This is a genomic window from Pseudomonas protegens, from assembly GCF_013407925.2.
GTDB lineage: Bacteria > Pseudomonadota > Gammaproteobacteria > Pseudomonadales > Pseudomonadaceae > Aquipseudomonas > Aquipseudomonas fluorescens_AP.
In genome coordinates this window covers 1,242,133-1,261,452 of sequence record NZ_CP060201.1, presented here as the reverse complement: position 1 = coordinate 1,261,452, position 19,320 = coordinate 1,242,133, and the positions used below count along the sequence as shown (strand labels likewise).

The following is a 19,320-nucleotide window of genomic DNA, read 5'->3' as shown; positions in this document are numbered from 1 at the left end:
TTGCAGGGTGCACAGCCTGCAAGGCTTTTTTATGTCCGGCGGCTTAACTTAGCTTGCTAACAATGTAACTATTTGTCGTCGCCAAAGGCCCGGTGAAGCCCTGTCTTCACAAGAGAGCCCGATTAGCCTGAGCCCATCTGCGCGCCCCGCAGCCGCACTGCCGCGTGGCAGATGGCTCGACCCCATCACCTCATAGAATGCGGGCGTGCCCATGATTACCCTGAAGCTCAACGGTCAAGATCACCCCCTGGACGTCACCGAGGACATGCCACTGTTGTGGGCCATCCGCGATGTGGCGGGTTACAGCGGCACCAAATTCGGCTGCGGCATGGGCCTGTGCGGTGCCTGCACCGTGCATGTCGATGGCGACCCGGCGCGCAGTTGCATCACCCCGGTCGGTTCGGTGCTGGGCAAGAATGTCAGCACCATCGACTACCTGCACAACGATCCGGTGGGCCAGGTGGTGCAGCAAGCCTGGCTGGATACGGCGGTGGCCCAGTGCGGCTACTGCCAGGGCGGGCAGATCATGTCCGCCACGGCCCTGCTGAAGATCCATCCCAATCCCAGTGACGAACAGATCGAAGAGGCGATGCTCGGCAATATCTGCCGCTGCGGCACCTACAACCGGATCAAGACCGCGATTCGCCAGGCGGCCAACCATCTGCAGGAGGCCAAGGCATGAGCTCTTTACCCAGTGATTTTGCCCTGAGCAACCTCAGTCGCCGCGGTTTTCTCAAGGGCGTGGGCGCCACCGGAGCCCTGGTGCTGGCGGCCAGTTGGGGTTGGCAGCAGGCGTTTGCCGAAGACAAGAAGTTTGGTGCCGATGGCATGCCCCACGGCTGGGTCGACGATCCCAAGGTCTATGTGAGCATCGCCAGCGACGGCAGCGTGACGGTGATCTGCAACCGTTCGGAGATGGGCCAGGGGGTGCGTACCAGCCTGAGCATGGTGGTGGCCGATGAGCTGGAGGCTGATTGGGCGCAGGTCAAGGTCAAGCAGGCGCCCGGTGACGAGGCGCGGTTTGGCAACCAGGACACCGACGGCTCGCGCAGCATGCGCCATTGGTACGAACCCATGCGGCGTTGCGGGGCCGCGGCGCGGACCATGCTGGAGCAGGCGGCTGCCGAGCAGTGGCAGGTGCCCCTGAGCGAGTGCCGGGCGCAGCTGCACAAGGTGGTTCACGCCCCCAGCGGGCGCGAACTGGGCTATGGCGCGCTGGCCGCGGCGGCAGGGGCTCGGGCGGTGCCGGCCCGGGACAGCTTGCGTCTGAAGCAGCCTTCGGAGTTTCGCTATATCGGCAAGGAGGCGACCCGCGCCATCGACGGTCAGGACATCGTCAACGGGCGCGCGGTGTACGGCGCCGACGTGCACTTTGAAGGCATGCTGTTCGCCGCCGTGGCGCGGCCCCGGGTCTATGGCGGCAAGGTCAAGTCGGTGGATGACAGCGCAGCGCTGAAGGTGCCTGGGGTGATCCGGGTGATGCCCATCGACAGTCGCCCCGTGCCTTCCGAGTTCCAGCCCCTGGGGGGCGTGGCGGTGGTGGCGAGCAATACCTGGGCAGCGATCAAGGGGCGCGATGCGTTGAAGATCGAGTGGGACGATGGGGTCAATGCCGGCTACAACTCCGTCGACTACCGCAAGGAGCTGGAGGCCGCGGCCCAGAAACCGGGCAAGGTGGTGCGCAGCAGCGGCCAGCTGGATGAGGCCATGGCGGCGGCCGAGAGCAGCCTGGAAGCCACCTATTACCTGCCGCACCTGGCCCAGGCGCCGATGGAGCCGATGGTGGCGGTGGCGCGCTTTCAGGACGGTCGCTGTGAAGCCTGGGCGCCGAGCCAGGCGCCTCAGGTGACCCGCGAGCGAATCGCCGAGCGCCTGGGCATCGGCTTTGACCAGGTCACCTTGAACGTCACCCTGCTGGGCGGTGGTTTCGGGCGCAAATCCAAGCCGGATTTCATTCTGGAGGCGGCCATCCTGGCCCAGGCCTTTCCCGGCAAGGCGTTGCGGGTGCAGTGGACCCGGGAAGACGATATCCACCACTCCTACTTCCATACGGTGTCGGCGGAGTACCTCAAGGCCGGGTTGAGCAAGGACGGCCTGCCCGCCGCATGGCTGCATCGCACCGTGGCCCCGAGCATCACCGCGCTGTTCGCCCCGGGGATGAACCATGAGGGCGCTTTTGAGCTGGGCATGGGCTTCACCAACATGGCCTATGCGATTCCCAATGTGCGCCTGGAAAACCCCGAAGCGGCGGCCCATACCCGGGTCGGTTGGTACCGCTCGGTGTCGAACATTCCCCACGGTTTCGCGATCCAGAGTTTTGTCGACGAACTGGCTCACAAGGCGGGCCAGGACCCCCTGAAATACCAGCTCAAACTGCTGGGACCGGATCGTCAGATCGATCCGCGAACCCTGAGCGAAGAGTGGAACTACGGTGAGTCCCCGGAGCGTTACCCGATCGATACCGGGCGTATGCGCGCGGTGCTGGAAACCGCGGCCAAGGCCGCCGGCTGGGGGCGCCCGCTGCCCAAGGGGCGCGGCCTGGGGCTGGCGGTGCATTACAGCTTCGTGACTTATGTGGCGGCGGTGCTCGAAGTGGAGGTCAAGGACGACGGCACCTTGATCGTGCACAAGGCCGACATCGCCGTGGATTGTGGTCCGCAGATCAATCCGGAGCGTATCCGCTCGCAGTTCGAGGGCGCCTGTGTCATGGGCCTGGGCAATGCGGTGCTGGGGGAAATCAGCTTCAAGGACGGCAAGGTCCAGCAGGACAACTTCCACATGTACGAGGTGGCGCGCATGTCCCTGGCGCCCAAGCAGGTGCAGGTGCACCTGGTGACGCCGCCGGGGGATGTGCCGTTGGGCGGTGTCGGTGAGCCTGGTGTGCCGCCGATTGCCCCGGCCCTGTGCAATGCGATCTTCGCTGCCACCGGCAAGCGCATCCGCAACCTGCCGGTGCGTTATCAGTTGCAAGGCTGGCAGCAGGCGGGTGCCTGATGGACAGTGTTGACCTGAATGTCCTGCGCAGCGTGCTGGAGTGGCGCCGTACCGGGCGCGGGGTGGTGCTCTACAGCGTGGTGCAGACCTGGGGCAGCGCGCCCCGGCCGCCTGGGGCCATGCTGGCCTTGCGCGATGACGGCGTGGTGATCGGCTCGGTGTCCGGCGGCTGTATCGAGGACGACCTGATCAGCCGCCAGGGGGACGGGCGTCTTGCACCGCAGGGGCCGCCGGTGCAACTGGTGACTTACGGTGTGACGGTGGAAGAGGCGGCGCGTTTCGGACTGCCTTGTGGCGGCACCCTGCGCTTGACCGAGGAGCGGGTCGGCGATCCGTCCTGGGTCGCCGAGTTGCTGCAACGTTGCCAGGCGCATCAGATCGTGGCCCGGGAGTTGAACCTGAGCACCGGCCAGGTGCTGCTCAAGGCGGCAGGCCAGCGGGATGAACTGACGTTTGACGGTGTCACCCTGCGAGCAATCTACGGACCGCGCTGGCGTCTGCTGCTGATCGGGGCCGGGCAGCTGTCTCGCTATGTGGCGCAAATGGCTCGCATGCTGGATTTCGAGGTGCTGGTCTGTGATCCGCGCCAGGAGTTCGTGCAGGGCTGGGAGCAGCAGGATGGACGCTTTGTCGCCGGCATGCCGGACGATGCGGTGTTGAGCATCGAGCCTGATGAGCGCACGGCGGTGGTGGCCCTGACCCATGATCCGCGTCTGGACGATATGGCCCTGCTGACGGCCCTCGACTCCCCGGCGTTTTATGTCGGCGCCCTGGGTTCCCGGGTCAATAGCCAGAAGCGCCGGGACAATCTGGCCCTGCTGGGATTGTCGAGGGCGGCCATTGAGCGCTTGCACGGGCCGGTGGGCTTGCACATCGGCAGTCATACTCCGGCGGAGATTGCCCTTTCGCTGATGGCGCAGATCGTGGCGCTGAAAAATGGTGTCGAGCCCCTGTCCAAGCAGGCGCCGCCGCGCGTGACCGAGGCGGCCAGATGAGTCCCAGGCCTTGCGCGATCATCCTGGCGGCGGGGCAGGGCAGTCGTTATCGGCAGGTGCTCGCAGACGATCAGGACAAGCTGCTGGCGCCTTGCGTGGGGCGCGATGGTGTGCTGCGACCGGTATTGGAACAGGTGCTGGTCAACCTGCCTGCCGAAGTGGTTCGGCGGGTGCTGGTCACGACGCCGGGGCGGCCGCAGGTGGCGCAGCTGGGGCGGGCTTATGGTTGTCAGGTGGTGGTGCTGGACTCCCCGGGCATGGGGCACAGCCTGGCGGCTGCCGTAGCGGCCAGTGCCGACGCCAATGGCTGGGTGGTGCTGCTGGGGGATATGCCCTTCATCCTGCCTGCCAGCGTCAGGCGGGTGATCGCGGGGTTGACTGAGGAGAGCATCAGCGTGCCGCGGCTGGGCGACGATCTAGGGCATCCGGTGGGGTTTGGCCGGGCTTATGCTGCCGCCTTGCAGGGGTTGTCCGGTGATCGTGGGGCCAGGTGCCTGTTTGCTGCGGGCAAGGTGGTCGAAGTGCCTCTGAGCGACCCGGGCGTGGTGTGGGATGTGGATCTGCCAGAGGCGCTGGTGTTTCGGGACCGCTGAATGGCAGGCATGAAAAAGCCCCGCCCGGTTACCCGGACGGGGCTTTTTCATTGCCGGTGGAGTCAGACGAGAGGTTTAGGCTCGTGCTGCTTTTCCTCGGCGTGGGCTACGTGCTCAACGGCCTGTTCGGCGTTGTGCGCAGCCTCTTCCACCACCGGGGCAGGTTGCTCTGCCACAGGCTCGGTGACTGGCGCAGGTGCTGCTTCAGCCGCCTCGACAGGAGCAGGAGCGGCTTCGACCACCACTGGCGCTTCGACCGGAGCGGGCTCGGCAGCAGCTACCGCTGCAACCGGGGCGGCAGCGGCAGCCAGCTCGGCTTCCTTCTGCAGACGCTCGGCTTCACGCTTGCGACGACGCACTTCGCGTGGATCGTTCGGTGCGCGACCGTTGCTGGTCAGGGCGCTCACCGGAGCCGCTTCAACCACGGGAGCCGGGGCTTCAGTGACTGCTGGGGCAACAGCCGGTGCGGGCTCTTCAGCCTGTGCAGGCTGCTGGGCAATCACTGGCTGCTCGATGGCAACAGGTTCAGCGGCCGGGGCCGGAGCTTCCTGAGCAGGCTCGATGGCTTTTTCCTCAACCACTGGCGCCTGGACTGCAGGTTCTGCAACCGGCTGCTCGGCTACCACAGGTTGTGCTTCGACAGTCACGGCGGGTTCGGCGGCGACTTCAACCTGAGGCTGCTCTGCCACAACCGGGGCAACTTCGGCCACTGGAGCCTGTTCAGCCGGGGCCAGTTCAACAGCTGGAGCAGCCGGCGTTTCCACTTCAGTAGTGGCTTCGAACACAGGCGCTTGCGGAGCCTGCTCTGCAACAGCGGCGGTCGCGCGTTCGGCTTGCTGATGCGCTTGGGCTTCAGCGTTGGCGCTGATGGCGGTGCTGGCAACAGCGGCAGTGACCGCGAGGCCGGCGGCCAGATCGGCGCTGCCTGGCTCTTCGGCGTTCTCTTCCGAACCTTCGATCACGTTGCCGTTGGCATCACGCTGACGCTCGCGACGGTTGCTGCGACGACGCTGGCCGCGGGAACGACGGCGTGGACGTTCGCCGTCGGCGGTGTCCTGGCCTTCTTCCTGCAGTTGCTCTTCGTTCGGCAGTGCTTCTTCTTCGCTGGCGGCAGCGGCCTGAGCCTGTTCGGCGCGTGGCTGACGCTCTTCACGCGGCGGACGCGGCTGGCGCTCTTCCCGCGGTGGACGAGCTGGGCGTTCTTCGGCAACGGCAACGGCGGCAGTAGCAGCGGCTGCCGCCGGAGCGGCATCCAGAGGCTCGCGCAGTTCGCGAACACGCTCTTCACGCTCGCCACGTGGCTTGCGGTCTTCACGTGGGGCGCGCGGTTGACGCTCTTCACGCGGAGCGCGAGGTGCGCGTTCTTCGCGAGCTACGCCTTGGACTTCTTCGCGTGCTTCACGCACTTCCCGAGGTTGACGTTCTTCCCGTGGTGCGCGCTCTTCGCGCGGCGCACGTTCTTCACGTGGCTTGCGCTCTTCGTCGCGGCGACCGTTACGGTTGCGGCTCTGCTGGCGGCCGTTGCGGCGCTGCTCTTCGTTGTTGCGGGCAGGACGCTCGGTTGCCGGCTTCTCGACCACAACCGGAGCGGCCGGCTCTTCCTTGGAGGCGAACAGGCTGACCAGGGACTTGACCAGGCCTTTGAACAGGCTTGGCTCGGCAGCAACCGGGGCTGGAGCGGCAACCGGGGCGACGGCTCCGGTCGGCACTGGGGCGTTGGCGCGGGCCGGCGCGGTCTTCACCGCAGCTTCCTGGCGAACCAGGGTGCGGGTGGCGGCGGCTGGCTGGACTTCTTCGGCTTCGGCTGCGGCCGCGGCGATTTCGTAGCTGGACTGGTTGGTGTTGGCTTCCGGGCTGTCATCGCGCAGACGCTGGACTTCGAAGTGCGGCGTTTCCAGGTGATCGTTCGGCAGGATGACGATGCGGGCACGGGTGCGCAGTTCGATCTTGGTGATCGAGTTGCGTTTTTCGTTGAGCAGGAAGGCCGCGACCGGAATCGGCACTTGGGCGCGAACTTCGGCGGTGCGGTCTTTCAGGGCTTCTTCTTCGATCAGGCGCAGGATCGCCAGGGACAGCGACTCGACGTCACGGATGATGCCGGTGCCGTTGCAGCGTGGGCAGACGATGCCGCTGCTTTCGCCCAGGGATGGACGCAGGCGCTGACGGGACATTTCCAGCAGGCCGAAGCGCGAGATGCGGCCGATCTGCACGCGGGCGCGGTCGGCTTCCAGGCATTCGCGGACTTTTTCTTCCACGGCGCGCTGGTTCTTGGCTGGGGTCATGTCGATGAAGTCGATGACGATCAGGCCGCCGATATCACGCAGGCGCAGTTGGCGAGCGATTTCTTCCGCGGCTTCCAGGTTGGTCTGCAGGGCGGTTTCTTCGATGTCGCTGCCTTTGGTGGCGCGGGCCGAGTTGATGTCGATGGACACCAGGGCTTCGGTCGGGTCGATGACGATGGAGCCGCCGGAAGGCAGTTCGACCACGCGCTGGAAGGCGGTTTCGATCTGGCTTTCGATCTGGAAGCGGTTGAACAGCGGCACGCTGTCTTCGTACAGCTTGATCTTGCTGGCGTACTGCGGCATCACCTGGCGGATGAAGGTCAGGGCTTCGTCCTGGGCTTCAACGCTGTCGATCAGCACTTCGCCGATGTCCTGGCGCAGGTAGTCGCGGATCGCGCGGATGATCACGTTGCTTTCCTGGTAGATCAGGAATGGCGCGGAGCGATCCAGGGAAGCTTCCTTGATGGCGGTCCAGAGTTGCAGCAGGTAGTCGAGGTCCCACTGCATCTCTTCGCTGCTGCGGCCCAGGCCGGCCGTGCGCACGATCAGGCCCATGTCGGCAGGTGCCACCAGGCCGTTCAGCGCTTCGCGCAGTTCGTTGCGCTCTTCGCCTTCGATGCGGCGGGAAATACCGCCGGCACGCGGGTTGTTCGGCATCAGTACCAGGTAACGACCGGCGAGGCTGATGAAGGTGGTCAGGGCGGCGCCCTTGTTGCCACGCTCTTCTTTTTCGACCTGGACGATGACTTCCTGGCCTTCGCTCAGGACGTCCTTGATGTTGACGCGGCCTTCGGGGGCTTTCTTGAAGTATTCGCGGGAGATTTCTTTGAGTGGCAGGAAGCCGTGGCGCTCAGAGCCGAAATCGACAAAGGCAGCCTCGAGGCTTGGTTCGATACGAGTGATTCGGCCTTTATAGATGTTGGCCTTTTTCTGCTCGCGTGCACCGGACTCGATGTCCAGATCGTAGAGGCGCTGGCCGTCTACCAGGGCAACACGCAACTCTTCGGGTTGAGTTGCGTTAATCAGCATTCTTTTCATGTAGTACCGTCGGTTTCCGGGCTGCCGGAAACGGCGTTCGGCACACACGACTTCTCACGGTCGGTGTCAGGTGCGTCAGGAGTGGTTGACCACTCGAGTGTCTAGCGAGGTTCGTCCAAGTAACTAAGAACGAAGTCGCGACTCACGCGTCCTGCTTGCTGTGGTGACTAAGGCACCGCTTAAGCAAAAGTCTGTCAGGAGGAGGAATCAACCGGCGACTGTGGACGAGATGAAGCGTCTTGAATAAAGCCTAATGCTACACAGTCCGACGGTTGTGCATCTCCACCCTACACGTATCCCTGATAATTCGGGTGCTGCCGCGCGCAGAATCCGCAGCGGGTTGGCATTTACCGTGAACTCCGAAAGGGGAGGTCACGCATCATGGCTAAAGGCGTTGTTTCCGCAACCTTCGCTTGGGGTTGTCAGGCGCTGACTGCACTTTGTGAACTGGCCGTTAATCGCTGCATAGAAGGCGAGTGATAACTCTGCTTTCTACGGGTTTCAGGCCTCATGTCACCTGCGCTTGTTACAGCGTCAGACTCTTCCGGTATGTAGCGAGAGCTGCGTAGGACGGCCTTGCGTCCTGATGAATTGCGTTGGTCAGGGCCGGCTAGTTGCCGCTGTTCCGCTGTCCAGCCGCTTTTGGCGGCGTTCGCGACTATAGCAGCAATCATTAAGTGCTTCAAATCCATAAAAAATTGTTATCATTCGCGCCATGACGACTACTGCCCCCTCGACTCCAGGCGTTCAATTGCTTGAGGTCTCGCCGGAATATGCCGGCCAACGTATTGATAACTTCCTTCTCGCGCGACTCAAAGGCGTGCCCAAGACCTTGATTTATCGCATTTTGCGTAAAGGCGAAGTGCGGGTGAACAAGGGGCGGATCAAGCCCGAGTACAAGCTGCAGGCGGGTGATGTGGTGCGCGTGCCGCCGGTGCGCGTGCCCGAGCGTGACGAACCGGTGCCGCTGGCTCAAGGGTTGTTGCAGCGACTGGAAGCCTCGATTGTCTTTGAAGACAAGGCGCTGATTGTGATCAACAAGCCTGCCGGCATTGCCGTGCACGGCGGCAGCGGCCTGAATTTCGGGGTGATCGAAGCTTTTCGTCAGTTGCGTCCGGATGCCAAGGAGCTGGAGCTTGTGCATCGCCTCGACCGCGACACCTCCGGTCTGCTAATGATCGCCAAGAAGCGCAGCATGTTGCGCCACTTGCATGCCGCGCTGCGTGGCGACGGTGTGGATAAGCGCTACATGGCGCTGGTCCGTGGTCATTGGGCAACGGCTCTGAAGCAGGTGCGCGCGCCTCTGCTCAAGAGCAACCTGCGTTCCGGCGAGCGCATGGTCGAGGTCAATGAAGAGGGCAAAGAGGCCTTGACGGTGTTCAAGGTGCTGCGCCGCTTCGGCGAGTTCGCCACCATGGTCGAGGCCAAGCCGGTGACTGGCCGCACTCACCAGATTCGCGTGCACACCCTGCATGCCGGGCACTGCATTGCCGGTGACAGCAAGTACGGTGACGATGATTTCACTCGTGAGATCCGCGAGTTGGGCGGCAAGCGTCTGTTCCTTCACGCCTACATGTTGACCGTGCCGCTGCCTGATGGCGGCGAGCTGAAGCTGCAGGCGCCCGTGGATGAAATGTGGGCCAAGACCGTGGAGCGCTTGAGTGCACCCTGATTACCAGCTGTTGATCTTCGATTGGGACGGCACTCTGGCGGATTCCATTGGTCGGATTGTCGAGTCGATGCATGTGTCGGCCGATCGCTCCGGTTTTCCCCGGCGCGACGATTTTGCCGTCAAGGGCATCATCGGTCTTGGCTTGCCAGAGGCGATTCGCACCTTGTATCCGGAAATTGACGATGGTCAGTTGGTGGCCTTTCGTCAGCATTACGCGGATCACTACATTGCGCTGGAGGCTGAGCCTTCACCGTTGTTTGCTGGCGTGGTGCAGTCTCTCGAGGCTTTCCGGGCCGAGGGGTATCGGTTGGCGGTTGCCACGGGCAAGGCTCGGCGCGGATTGGATCGGGTGCTGAAGGCGCACGGCTGGGAAGAGTATTTCGATATCACTCGGGCGGCCGACGAAACCGCCAGCAAGCCTCATCCGTTGATGCTGGAGGAAATTCTTGCGCATTGCGGAGTCGGGCCAAGGCAGGCGCTGATGGTGGGCGATTCCTCCTTTGATCTGTTGATGGCGCGTAATGCTGGGATGGATTCGGTGGCCGTGAGCTACGGCGCCCAGTCCATCGAGGCGTTGCAGGCATTCGAGCCGCGCTTGTCCATCGACCGTTTTCCTCAATTGCATGCCTGGCTGAGTCAGGCTGCCGAATAAGTTTTTGCTGGGGTAGCAGGCATGAGCGACGAATGGAAAGCGCCAAGCAAGGCGGGCGCTGAAGGGAGTGATGATAAGAGCTGGAAGCTGCTGGAAAAGACACTCCTGGCCGGTGTCAAGGAGCAGCGTCGTTCGCGGCGCTGGGGGATCTTCTTCAAGCTGCTGACCTTTGTGTATCTGTTTGTGGCGTTGGCGTTGTTTACGCCGCTGATGACCATGGAAAAGAATGCGGCTCGCGGCGGCAGCTATACCGCGGTGATCGATGTCACTGGAGTGATCGCCGATAAGGAGTCGGCCAGTGCGGACAATATTGTCGGCAGTCTGCGTACTGCCTTCGATGATCCCAAGGTCAAGGGCATTGTCTTGCGCATCAACAGTCCTGGTGGCAGTCCGGTGCAGTCTGGCTATGTCTATGACGAGATCCGTCGTCTGCGGGCGTTGCACAAGGACACCAAGGTCTATGCGGTGATCTCTGATCTGGGGGCTTCCGGTGCTTACTACATCGCCAGCGCGGCCGATGAGATCTATGCCGACAAGGCGAGTCTGGTGGGTTCCATCGGCGTTACGGCGGCCGGGTACGGTTTTGTCGGCACCATGGAGAAGTTGGGGGTCGAGCGTCGTACCTACACCTCCGGCGAGCACAAGTCGTTCCTCGATCCGTTCCAGCCGCAGAAGCCTGATGAAACTCAGTTCTGGCAGGGCGTGCTGGACACCACTCACCGTCAGTTCATCGCCAGCGTCAAGCAGGGTCGTGGCGAGCGCCTCAAGGACAAAGAGCATCCTGAGCTGTTCTCGGGGTTGGTCTGGTCCGGTGAGCAGGCGTTGCAACTGGGCTTGATCGACGGCCTGGGCAATACCAGTTCGGTGGCGCGGGACGTGATTGGTGAGAAAGAGCTGGTGGACTTCACTGTCCAGGAGTCGCCACTTGATCGCTTCTCGAAGAAGCTGGGTGCCAGCGTGGCCGAGCAGATCGCCCTGTGGATGGGCTTTCAAGGGCCGACCTTGCGCTGATTGTGTGGTGCTGAACAAACCAAGCCGGCCAGAGTGCCGGCTTTTTAGTGTCGGGTCAGGGGATCGCCACGCCTTCGGCTAGCAGCATGTCCACCAGGCGGATCAATGGCAGGCCCACCAGGCTGGTGGCGTCACTGCCGGCGGTGCTCTGGAACAGGCTGACGCCCAGGCCTTCGGCCTTGAAGCTGCCGGCGCAGTCGAAGGGTTGCTCGGCGTGCAAGTAGCGCTCGATGCGCTGCTGGTCGAGGGTGCGCATATGTACGGTGAAAGGTACGCAGTCGACCTGGCAGCGGCCTGTCCGGCTGTTGAGCAGGGCCAGGCCGGTGAGGAAGGTCACGCTGGCGCCGCTGGCATCCAGCAGTTGCTGGCGTGCCTTGTCGAAGGTGTGGGGTTTGCCGATGATGCGCTCCCCCAGCACGGCGACCTGGTCCGAGCCGATGATCAGGTGATCCGGGTGGGTGGCTGCAAGGGCGCGGGCCTTTTCTTCTGCCAGGCGTTTCACCAGTGCTAGGGCGGGCTCTCCTGGGCGGTGGCTTTCGTCGATATCAGGAGCGCTGCAGGTGAAGGGCAGTTGCAGGCGGGACAGCAATTCCCGGCGATAGGCCGAGCTTGAGGCAAGTAATAAAGGCAGCATGCGCATCTCCTGGGATGGGGCGCAAATTCTAGCGGGGCTGGCAAGTGACGGACAGGGCTGAATTTCCTTTGACATGGCTGGGGGCATCCCTATAATGCTGCGCCTATGTTGAATGACCCGATTCCACCTCACGTTGACCCGCGCAAATTGGCTGACCGTGGCACCACCCTTCAAGGTGAACTGCTGCTGGCCGATTTGGAGAGACTCTGCGACCCGCTTTCCGACAATGTCGGTACGGTGCAGGCTAAATTCGTTTTCGAGCGTGACGAGCGTAAAGCTGTAGTTATCCACAGCTCCATCGACGTCGAAGTCAAAATGGTTTGCCAGCGTTGTCTTGAGCTGGTCACCCTGCCGATCCACAGCGAGTGCAGTTACGCCGTGGTGAAGGAGGGTGCGAATACCCAGTCGTTGCCGAAAGGTTATGACGTGCTGGAACTGGGCGAAGATCCTTTGGATCTGCAGGCGTTGGTTGAGGAAGAGCTTTTGCTTGCCTTGCCCATCGTGCCTGCTCATCATCCGGAAGAATGCCAGCAGCCGGCGGGGCTCGATGAGCCCGAACCGAGCGAGGACGAGGTAACGCGGTCCAACCCGTTCAGTGTATTGGCGCAGTTAAAGCGTGACCCAAACGTTTAGGAGTTAATCAATTATGGCTGTTCAGCAGAACAAAAAATCCCGCTCTGCCCGTGACATGCGTCGCTCCCACGATGCTCTCGAGGCAAGCACTCTGTCCGTAGAAAAGACCACTGGTGAAGTTCACCTGCGTCACCACGTATCGCCAGAAGGCGTATACCGTGGTCGTAAAGTGATCGACAAGGGCGCTGACGAGTAATCCTTGTCCGCTCAAGTCATCGCGATTGACGCAATGGGCGGGGACTTCGGTCCCCGCAGCATTGTTCAGGCCAGTATTGCTTGCCTGTCTGCTACCCCCTCGCTGCATCTGACCCTGGTGGGTCAACCCTCCCTTCTTGAAGAACTGCTTTCCGGCCATTCGGCTGTGGATCGCGCGCGCCTGACAATCGCTCCTGCCAGCGAAGTGATCACCATGGACGAGAAGCCTGCCCAGGCTCTGCGCGGCAAGCCCGATTCTTCGATGCGGGTGGCGCTTGAGCTGTTGCGCGATGAAAAGGTCCAGGCCTGCGTCAGTGCCGGCAATACCGGAGCGCTGATGGCCCTGTCGCGTTACGTGCTCAAGACACTTCCCGGCATTGATCGTCCGGCGATGGTGGCGGCCATTCCCACTCAGCGTGGCTATTGCCAGTTGCTGGACCTGGGGGCCAACGTCGATTGCAGTGCCGAGCACCTGTTGCAATTCGCAATCATGGGTTCGGTTGCGGCGGAAAGCCTGGGGGTTGTCCGGCCACGGGTGGCTTTGCTGAACATTGGCACCGAAGACATCAAGGGCAACCAGCAGGTCAAGCTGGCAGCGAGTCTGCTCCAGCAGGCGCGGGGCCTGAACTACATAGGCTTCGTCGAAGGTGACGGGCTGTATCGCGGCGAGGCGGACGTGGTGGTGTGCGACGGTTTTGTCGGCAATATCCTGCTCAAGTCCAGCGAGGGTCTGGCCACCATGATCGCTGCCCGTATCGAGGCGTTGTTCAGGCGCAATCTGCTGTCCCGGGTTGCGGGGGCGCTGGCCTTGCCACTGATGCGGCGATTGCAGGCGGACCTGGCGCCGGCTCGGCACAACGGTGCGAGCTTTCTCGGGTTGCAGGGAATAGTGGTGAAAAGCCACGGTTCTGCGGGTGTTCAAGGGTTTCAGAGTGCGATTCAGCGTGCGCTGATCGAAATCCAGGAAGACCTGCCGCGACGCCTGCACGGGCGCCTTGAAGATCTGTTGCTTTAGGCGTTTATTCCGTGGAGTGCTTAAATGTGACCGCTCAGTTCAATTGGCCATCCAACTGTCAGTTTCTTGCGTCCACCGCGGTGTGACGTCAATTCTCCGACGACAAGATCATTAGGGGCTTGTTACATGTCTGCATCCCTCGCATTCGTCTTTCCAGGACAGGGCTCGCAGTCCCTCGGCATGTTGGCCGAGTTGGGCGCGCAGTACCCACTGATCCTCGACACTTTCAAAGAAGCCTCCGATGCTCTGGGCTACGACCTCTGGGCGCTGACCCAGCAAGGTCCCGAAGAGCTGCTCAATCAAACCGACAAGACTCAACCGGCCATCCTCACCGCCTCCATCGCCCTGTGGCGCGTCTGGTTGGCCGAGGGTGGGGCGCGTCCAGCCTTCGTTGCGGGTCACAGCCTGGGTGAATACAGCGCCCTGGTGGCTGCAGGCAGTCTGACTCTGGCCGAAGCGGTCAAGCTGGTCGAACGTCGTGGTCAGCTGATGCAGGAAGCCGTGCCGGCAGGTCAAGGCGGTATGGCGGCCATTCTTGGTCTGGACGACGCCGATGTCGTGGCGGCCTGTGCGGAAGCGGCGCAAGGTGAAGTGGTCAGTGCGGTGAACTACAACTCCCCGGGCCAGGTGGTCATCGCCGGTGCCAAGGCGGCAGTGGATCGCGCCATCGAGGGCTGCAAGGCGCGCGGTGCCAAGCGTGCCATGCCGCTGCCGGTCAGCGTACCGTCCCATTGCGAGCTGATGCGCCCTGCGGCTGAGCGTTTTGCCGAGTCGATCGCGGCAATCAACTGGCAGGCACCGCAGATTCCGCTGGTACAGAATGTCAGCGCCGCCGTGGCGGTCGACCTCGATACTCTCAAGCGCGACTTGCTGGAGCAGCTGTACAAGCCTGTGCGCTGGGTCGAGTCGGTGCAGACTCTGGCGGCCCAAGGCGCCACCCAATTGGTGGAATGCGGTCCGGGCAAGGTCCTGGCCGGTCTCAACAAGCGCTGCGCCGAAGGCGTGTCGACCTCTAACCTGAATACCCCAGATGCCTTCGCTGCCGCCCGTGCAGCGTTGGCCTGAACTAGGAGAAGCTTGCATGAGTCTGCAAGGTAAAGTTGCACTGGTGACCGGCGCCAGCCGTGGTATCGGCCAGGCCATCGCGCTTGAGCTGGGTCGTATGGGCGCCACAGTGGTGGGTACCGCCACTTCCGCCTCCGGCGCCGAGCGCATCGCCGCTACCCTCAAGGAAAACGGCATTCAGGGCACTGGCCTTGAGCTCAATGTCACCAGCGACGAATCCGTGGCTGCAGTGCTGGCCAGCATCACCGAGCAGTTCGGTGCGCCGGCGATTCTGGTGAACAACGCCGGCATCACCCGCGACAATCTGATGATGCGCATGAAAGATGACGAGTGGTACGACGTGGTCGATACCAACTTGAACAGCCTGTATCGCCTGTCCAAGGGCGTTCTGCGCGGCATGACCAAGGCGCGTTGGGGCCGAATTATCAGTATTGGCTCGGTTGTGGGTGCCATGGGCAACGCAGGCCAAGTAAACTACGCCGCCGCCAAAGCCGGTCTGGAAGGTTTCAGCCGTGCCCTGGCGCGTGAAGTGGGTTCGCGGTCGATCACTGTGAACTCGGTTGCTCCAGGTTTTATCGACACCGATATGACCCGCGAGCTGCCGGAAGCACAGCGTGAAGCCCTGCTGACGCAAATTCCGCTGGGTCGTCTGGGCCAGGCTCAAGAGATCGCGCAAGTGGTCGCTTTTCTGGCATCCGACGGTGCGGCATACGTTACTGGGGCTACAATCCCGGTCAATGGCGGGATGTATATGTGAGTCAAATGTGACGGATTGCTTCAAAAAAATGTCATACGAGCTGTCTAAAATCCGTTATAAAGCTGCAATCAATTTATAGGCAGATGGCCGAAGGGTTTGAGGGACGAAGCTTTCAGTTGAAAAGCTGAAAAGCCTTTCTATACACTTACCCACTGGCCAGCTGCCTGAATTTGTCCATTAGGAGTGAAAACAAGGTATGAGCACCATCGAAGAGCGCGTCAAGAAAATCGTTGCTGAGCAACTGGGCGTTAAAGAAGAAGAAGTTGTGAACACCGCTTCCTTCGTTGAAGACCTGGGTGCCGACTCCCTTGACACCGTTGAGCTGGTGATGGCTCTGGAAGAGGAATTCGAGACCGAAATCCCTGACGAAGAAGCTGAAAAGATCACTACCGTTCAAGCAGCTATCGACTACGTTACCAGCCACCAGGCTTAATCGTTTGTAGTCGTCTTTTGCTGTCATGGAAAAACCGCACTGCCGTTACGGCGTGCGGTTTTTTCTTTAGGCCTGATACAAAGTGTCGTCATTAGAAAAAGGAGAGTGCTGTGTCGCGTAGACGCGTCGTAGTCACCGGTATGGGTATGTTGTCGCCACTGGGTACGGATGTGCCGAGTAGCTGGCAGGGCATTCTGGCTGGCCAAAGTGGCATTGGTCTGATCGAACACACCGACCTTTCTGCCTATTCCACCCGTTTTGGCGGCTCGGTAAAGGGCTTCAATGTCGAGGAGTACCTGTCGGCCAAAGAGGCCCGCAAACTCGACCTGTTCATTCAGTACGGTCTGGCGGCCGGATTTCAGGCGGTGCGCAACGCCGGCCTGGAAGTCACCGATGCCAACCGTGAGCGCATTGGCGTGGCCATGGGCTCGGGTATTGGCGGTTTGACCAATATCGAAGAAACCAGCCGCACCCTGCACGATTCCGGCCCGCGACGGATCTCTCCGTTCTTCGTGCCGGGCTCGATCATCAATATGATTTCCGGTTTCCTGTCCATCCACCTGGGTGCCCAGGGGCCGAACTACGCCATTTCCACGGCGTGCACCACCGGCACCCACTGCATCGGCATGGCCGCGCGCAACATTGCCTACGGTGAAGCCGACGTGATGATTGCCGGCGGTGCCGAGATGGCCGCCTGCGGCCTGGGCATGGGCGGCTTCGGCGCGTCCCGTGCGCTGTCGACCCGTAACGACGAGCCGACCCGCGCCAGCCGTCCCTGGGACAAGGGGCGTGATGGCTTCGTGTTGTCCGACGGCGCCGGCGCCCTGGTGCTGGAAGAGCTGGAACACGCCAAGGCCCGTGGCGCCACCATCTACGCCGAGCTGATTGGTTTCGGCATGAGTGGCGATGCCTATCACATGACTTCGCCGCCCGCCGATGGCGCCGGTGCCGCTCGCTGCATCGCCAATGCCCTGCGCGACGCCAAGCTCAATGTCGATCAGGTGCAGTACATCAACGCCCATGGCACGTCGACCCCTGCCGGTGACCTGGCAGAAGCCGAAGCGATCAAGACGGTGTTTGGCGATCACGCCTACAAGCTGGCGGTCAGTTCCACCAAATCCATGACCGGTCACCTGCTAGGTGCCGCCGGGGCGATCGAGGCGATCTTCAGCGTGCTGGCCATCAACAGCCAGGCGGCGCCGCCGACCATCAACCTGGATGAGCCGGATGAGGGCTGCGACCTCGACTTCGTGCCGCACACCGCGCGCAGCATGGACATCGATGTGGTGCTCTCCAACTCCTTCGGCTTTGGTGGCACCAACGGCTCCCTGGTGTTCCGCCGGTTCTCCGAGTGATGCACTGCTGGGTCGACGGTCGGCCGGCTGACGCACTGTCGCTCAAGGACCGCGGCCTGGCTTATGGCGATGGTCTGTTCGAGACCATCGCCGTCAGATCCGGTCAGCCGCAACTGTTGGAGCGGCACTTGCAGCGCCTGGCCGAAGGCTGCCGACGTCTGGCGCTGAATGCGGATCAGGTGCTGATTCGCAACGAAGTGCTGGCCTATGCGGCGGCCCTGGGTGAGGGCGTGCTCAAGCTGATGCTGACCCGTGGCGACAGTCTGCGGGGCTATGCGGCAGACCCGGCAGCCACGGCGCGCCGCATTCTCCAGGGCGCTGCCTTGCCGGCCTATCCCCCGGCCAATGCCGAGCAGGGGGTCGTGCTGTTTCCCTGCGCCACGCGTTTATCCGAGCAGCCGTTGCTGGCTGGCCTCAAGCATCTCAACCGTCTCGAACAAGTGCTGGCTCGCGCCGAATGGCTTGATTCCGAGCATGCCGAAGGCTTGATGCTCGATCGGGCTGGGCGGGTGATCGAAGCGGTATTCAGCAATCTGTTCCTGGTCAGCCAGGGGCGCTTGCTGACAGCCGACCTGAGCCGTTGCGGGGTGGCCGGGGTGATGCGCGCGGAAATTCTGTTTCAGGCCGCGTCGCTGGGGATTTCCGTGGACGTCACGGACATCAGTCTCGATCAGCTGCAGCGGGCGGATGAAGTCTTCGTCTGCAACAGCGTCTATGGCATCTGGCCGGTGCGTGCCTGTGCCGGGATGCGCTGGTCGGCGGGACCGCTCACCCGTAAACTGCAGGGCATTACCCGCGCACTACTGGATGCTTGATTCGTGAGACGTAAATTACTGCTCCTGCTGGAAACCGGACTGGTCCTGGCAGGTCTGCTGCTGGGCGCGAGTGCCTGGAAACTGCACTCGGCCCTGGAACAACCGCTGAACCTCTCCCAGGAGCAGTTGCTTGATGTTCCCGCCGGTGCCACGCCCACCGGCACTTTCAATCGTCTGCAAGCCGATGGCGTGATCCGGGATGGCTTCTGGTTGCGTCTGTACTGGCGTTTCAATCTGCAGGGCCAGCCGCTGCACAGTGGCGAGTACCGCATGACGCCGGGCATGACGGCCGAAGGCCTGATCGGTCTCTGGCAGCGCGGCGAGGTGGTGCAGTACAGCCTGACCCTGGTGGAAGGCTGGAACTTCCGCCAGGTGCGCAATGCCTTGGCCAAGAGCGACAAGCTGCAGCAGACCCTGACAGGCCTCAGCGACAGTCAGGTGATGGAAAAACTCGGTCACGGCGGGGTGTTTCCCGAAGGGCGTTTCTTCCCCGATACCTATCGTTTTGTAAAGGGCATGACCGACGTCGAGCTTCTGGAAAAAGCCTACGACCGTCTGGATGATGTGCTGGCCAAAGAGTGGAGCAAGCGGGCTGATGACGCGCCTTACAGCGATCCTTATCAGGCGCTGATCATGGCGTCGCTGGTGGAAAAGGAAACCGGCGTGCCCCAGGAGCGTGGACAGATCGCCGGAGTCTTTGTGCGGCGCATGCAGATCGGCATGCTGCTGCAGACCGACCCGACGGTGATCTATGGCCTGGGCGAGCGCTACACCGGCAAACTGACCCGGGCTCACCTCAAGGAAGCCACGCCCTACAACACTTACGTGATTGCCGGGCTGCCGCCGACGCCGATTGCCATGGTCGGGCGCGAGGCGATTCACGCCGCGCTCAATCCGGTGCCGGGCAAGAGCCTGTATTTTGTTGCCCGGGGCGACGGCAGCCATGTGTTCTCCGATGACCTGGATGCCCATAACAGTGCCGTGCGCGAGTTCCAGCTCAAGCGTCGCGCCGACTACCGTTCCAGTCCGGCGCCGCAGGCCACGCCGGCCACACCCGAGGCCCAGAGCCCGGCACCAGCCGTTACTCCGGGTTCGGACAGCGCGTCGCCCGCGCCCGTCGAGGTTCCCGCTGCGGCGGAACCTGCGCCCGCGCCGAAAAGCCCGCAATGACTTTGATTAAG

The 19,320-nt window shown here is 62.4% G+C and carries 18 protein-coding genes; 16 read left to right on the top strand and 2 right to left on the bottom strand.

The window, feature by feature from the left end; translation table 11 throughout:
* Positions 1-211: 211 nt before the first annotated feature.
* Genes GGI48_RS05865 through GGI48_RS05850 form a run of 4 tightly spaced genes read left to right on the top strand, consistent with a single transcriptional unit; the run spans position 212 to position 4,582 of the window.
* Positions 212-682, top strand: coding sequence for a (2Fe-2S)-binding protein (locus GGI48_RS05865; RefSeq protein WP_016968267.1), 471 nt, complete (start codon positions 212-214; stop codon positions 680-682).
* Positions 679-2,994, top strand: coding sequence for a xanthine dehydrogenase family protein molybdopterin-binding subunit (locus tag GGI48_RS05860; protein WP_179597448.1), 2,316 nt, complete (start codon positions 679-681; stop codon positions 2,992-2,994). The genes GGI48_RS05865 and GGI48_RS05860 overlap by 4 nt, the downstream gene beginning before the upstream one ends.
* The gene (locus tag GGI48_RS05855; RefSeq protein WP_179597446.1) at positions 2,994-3,989 is read left to right on the top strand and encodes an XdhC family protein; all 996 of its coding nucleotides are present in this window, start codon (positions 2,994-2,996) and stop codon (positions 3,987-3,989) included. The genes GGI48_RS05860 and GGI48_RS05855 overlap by 1 nt, the downstream gene beginning before the upstream one ends.
* Complete coding sequence (locus GGI48_RS05850; RefSeq protein ID WP_179597444.1) at positions 3,986-4,582, top strand: NTP transferase domain-containing protein; 597 nt, start codon at positions 3,986-3,988, stop codon at positions 4,580-4,582. Before GGI48_RS05855 ends, GGI48_RS05850 begins: the two co-directional genes overlap by 4 nt.
* Positions 4,583-4,644: 62 nt before the next feature.
* Here GGI48_RS05850 and rne read toward each other — a convergent pair whose 3' ends face one another.
* The gene (gene rne / locus GGI48_RS05845) at positions 4,645-7,902 is read right to left on the bottom strand and encodes a ribonuclease E (protein WP_179597442.1); all 3,258 of its coding nucleotides are present in this window, start codon (positions 7,900-7,902) and stop codon (positions 4,645-4,647) included.
* A 715-nt stretch (positions 7,903-8,617) separates the two neighbouring features.
* Between rne and rluC the strand changes: the two genes are divergently transcribed.
* Genes rluC through sppA form a run of 3 tightly spaced genes read left to right on the top strand, consistent with a single transcriptional unit; the run spans position 8,618 to position 11,237 of the window.
* Positions 8,618-9,574: a 23S rRNA pseudouridine(955/2504/2580) synthase RluC gene (rluC, locus tag GGI48_RS05840; RefSeq protein ID WP_016965316.1), complete on the top strand. Its 957-nt coding sequence runs from the start codon at positions 8,618-8,620 to the stop codon at positions 9,572-9,574.
* The gene (locus GGI48_RS05835; RefSeq protein WP_016965317.1) at positions 9,564-10,226 is read left to right on the top strand and encodes an HAD-IA family hydrolase; all 663 of its coding nucleotides are present in this window, start codon (positions 9,564-9,566) and stop codon (positions 10,224-10,226) included. The genes rluC and GGI48_RS05835 overlap by 11 nt, the downstream gene beginning before the upstream one ends.
* Positions 10,227-10,247: 21 nt before the next feature.
* Positions 10,248-11,237, top strand: coding sequence for a signal peptide peptidase SppA (sppA, locus tag GGI48_RS05830; RefSeq protein ID WP_179597441.1), 990 nt, complete (start codon positions 10,248-10,250; stop codon positions 11,235-11,237).
* Between the two features lie 55 nt (positions 11,238-11,292).
* Here the strand turns inward: sppA and GGI48_RS05825 are convergent, their stop codons facing one another.
* Complete coding sequence (locus GGI48_RS05825; RefSeq protein ID WP_179597439.1) at positions 11,293-11,871, bottom strand: nucleoside triphosphate pyrophosphatase; 579 nt, start codon at positions 11,869-11,871, stop codon at positions 11,293-11,295.
* Between the two features lie 105 nt (positions 11,872-11,976).
* Here GGI48_RS05825 and GGI48_RS05820 point away from each other — a divergent pair, with 105 nt between their 5' ends.
* From GGI48_RS05820 to mltG, 9 genes are all read left to right on the top strand, one after another.
* Positions 11,977-12,504 (top strand): YceD family protein, encoded by a 528-nt coding sequence (locus GGI48_RS05820; protein ID WP_011060115.1) that lies wholly within the window; start codon positions 11,977-11,979, stop codon positions 12,502-12,504.
* A 13-nt stretch (positions 12,505-12,517) separates the two neighbouring features.
* Entirely contained in the window at positions 12,518-12,700 is a 183-nt protein-coding gene (gene rpmF / locus GGI48_RS05815) for a 50S ribosomal protein L32 (protein WP_003179396.1), read from the top strand.
* Between the two features lie 3 nt (positions 12,701-12,703).
* Entirely contained in the window at positions 12,704-13,714 is a 1,011-nt protein-coding gene (plsX, locus tag GGI48_RS05810; RefSeq protein ID WP_179597437.1) for a phosphate acyltransferase PlsX, read from the top strand.
* A 126-nt stretch (positions 13,715-13,840) separates the two neighbouring features.
* Entirely contained in the window at positions 13,841-14,779 is a 939-nt protein-coding gene (gene fabD, locus GGI48_RS05805) for an ACP S-malonyltransferase (RefSeq protein WP_179597435.1), read from the top strand.
* Positions 14,780-14,795: 16 nt separating this feature from the next.
* Positions 14,796-15,536, top strand: coding sequence for a 3-oxoacyl-ACP reductase FabG (gene fabG / locus GGI48_RS05800; RefSeq protein ID WP_011060118.1), 741 nt, complete (start codon positions 14,796-14,798; stop codon positions 15,534-15,536).
* A 196-nt stretch (positions 15,537-15,732) separates the two neighbouring features.
* Positions 15,733-15,969 carry an acyl carrier protein gene (gene acpP / locus GGI48_RS05795; RefSeq protein ID WP_003175607.1) on the top strand — a complete coding sequence of 79 codons (237 nt, stop codon included), beginning with the start codon at positions 15,733-15,735 and terminating at the stop codon, positions 15,967-15,969.
* Positions 15,970-16,079: 110 nt separating this feature from the next.
* Positions 16,080-17,324 carry a beta-ketoacyl-ACP synthase II gene (gene fabF, locus GGI48_RS05790; protein WP_016968272.1) on the top strand — a complete coding sequence of 415 codons (1,245 nt, stop codon included), beginning with the start codon at positions 16,080-16,082 and terminating at the stop codon, positions 17,322-17,324.
* Complete coding sequence (gene pabC, locus GGI48_RS05785) at positions 17,324-18,139, top strand: aminodeoxychorismate lyase (protein ID WP_179597433.1); 816 nt, start codon at positions 17,324-17,326, stop codon at positions 18,137-18,139. Before fabF ends, pabC begins: the two co-directional genes overlap by 1 nt.
* A gap of 3 nt (positions 18,140-18,142) precedes the next feature.
* On the top strand, positions 18,143-19,309 hold the full coding sequence (gene mltG, locus GGI48_RS05780; protein ID WP_179597431.1) for an endolytic transglycosylase MltG: 1,167 nt from the start codon (positions 18,143-18,145) through the stop codon (positions 19,307-19,309).
* Positions 19,310-19,320 lie beyond the last annotated feature (11 nt).

What these genes read in the sequence shown, in the direction of transcription:
- GGI48_RS05865 (WP_016968267.1), top strand. Translation starts at nt 212, where the DNA reads ATGATTACCCTGAAGCTCAACGGTCAAGATCACCCCCTGGACGTCACC.
- GGI48_RS05860 (WP_179597448.1), top strand. Translation starts at nt 679, where the DNA reads ATGAGCTCTTTACCCAGTGATTTTGCCCTGAGCAACCTCAGTCGCCGC.
- GGI48_RS05855 (WP_179597446.1), top strand. Translation starts at nt 2,994, where the DNA reads ATGGACAGTGTTGACCTGAATGTCCTGCGCAGCGTGCTGGAGTGGCGC.
- GGI48_RS05850 (WP_179597444.1), top strand. Translation starts at nt 3,986, where the DNA reads ATGAGTCCCAGGCCTTGCGCGATCATCCTGGCGGCGGGGCAGGGCAGT.
- rne (WP_179597442.1), bottom strand. Translation starts at nt 7,902, where the DNA reads ATGAAAAGAATGCTGATTAACGCAACTCAACCCGAAGAGTTGCGTGTT.
- rluC (WP_016965316.1), top strand. Translation starts at nt 8,618, where the DNA reads ATGACGACTACTGCCCCCTCGACTCCAGGCGTTCAATTGCTTGAGGTC.
- sppA (WP_179597441.1), top strand. Translation starts at nt 10,248, where the DNA reads ATGAGCGACGAATGGAAAGCGCCAAGCAAGGCGGGCGCTGAAGGGAGT.
- GGI48_RS05825 (WP_179597439.1), bottom strand. Translation starts at nt 11,871, where the DNA reads ATGCTGCCTTTATTACTTGCCTCAAGCTCGGCCTATCGCCGGGAATTG.
- GGI48_RS05820 (WP_011060115.1), top strand. Translation starts at nt 11,977, where the DNA reads ATGTTGAATGACCCGATTCCACCTCACGTTGACCCGCGCAAATTGGCT.
- rpmF (WP_003179396.1), top strand. Translation starts at nt 12,518, where the DNA reads ATGGCTGTTCAGCAGAACAAAAAATCCCGCTCTGCCCGTGACATGCGT.
- fabD (WP_179597435.1), top strand. Translation starts at nt 13,841, where the DNA reads ATGTCTGCATCCCTCGCATTCGTCTTTCCAGGACAGGGCTCGCAGTCC.
- fabG (WP_011060118.1), top strand. Translation starts at nt 14,796, where the DNA reads ATGAGTCTGCAAGGTAAAGTTGCACTGGTGACCGGCGCCAGCCGTGGT.
- acpP (WP_003175607.1), top strand. Translation starts at nt 15,733, where the DNA reads ATGAGCACCATCGAAGAGCGCGTCAAGAAAATCGTTGCTGAGCAACTG.
- pabC (WP_179597433.1), top strand. Translation starts at nt 17,324, where the DNA reads ATGCACTGCTGGGTCGACGGTCGGCCGGCTGACGCACTGTCGCTCAAG.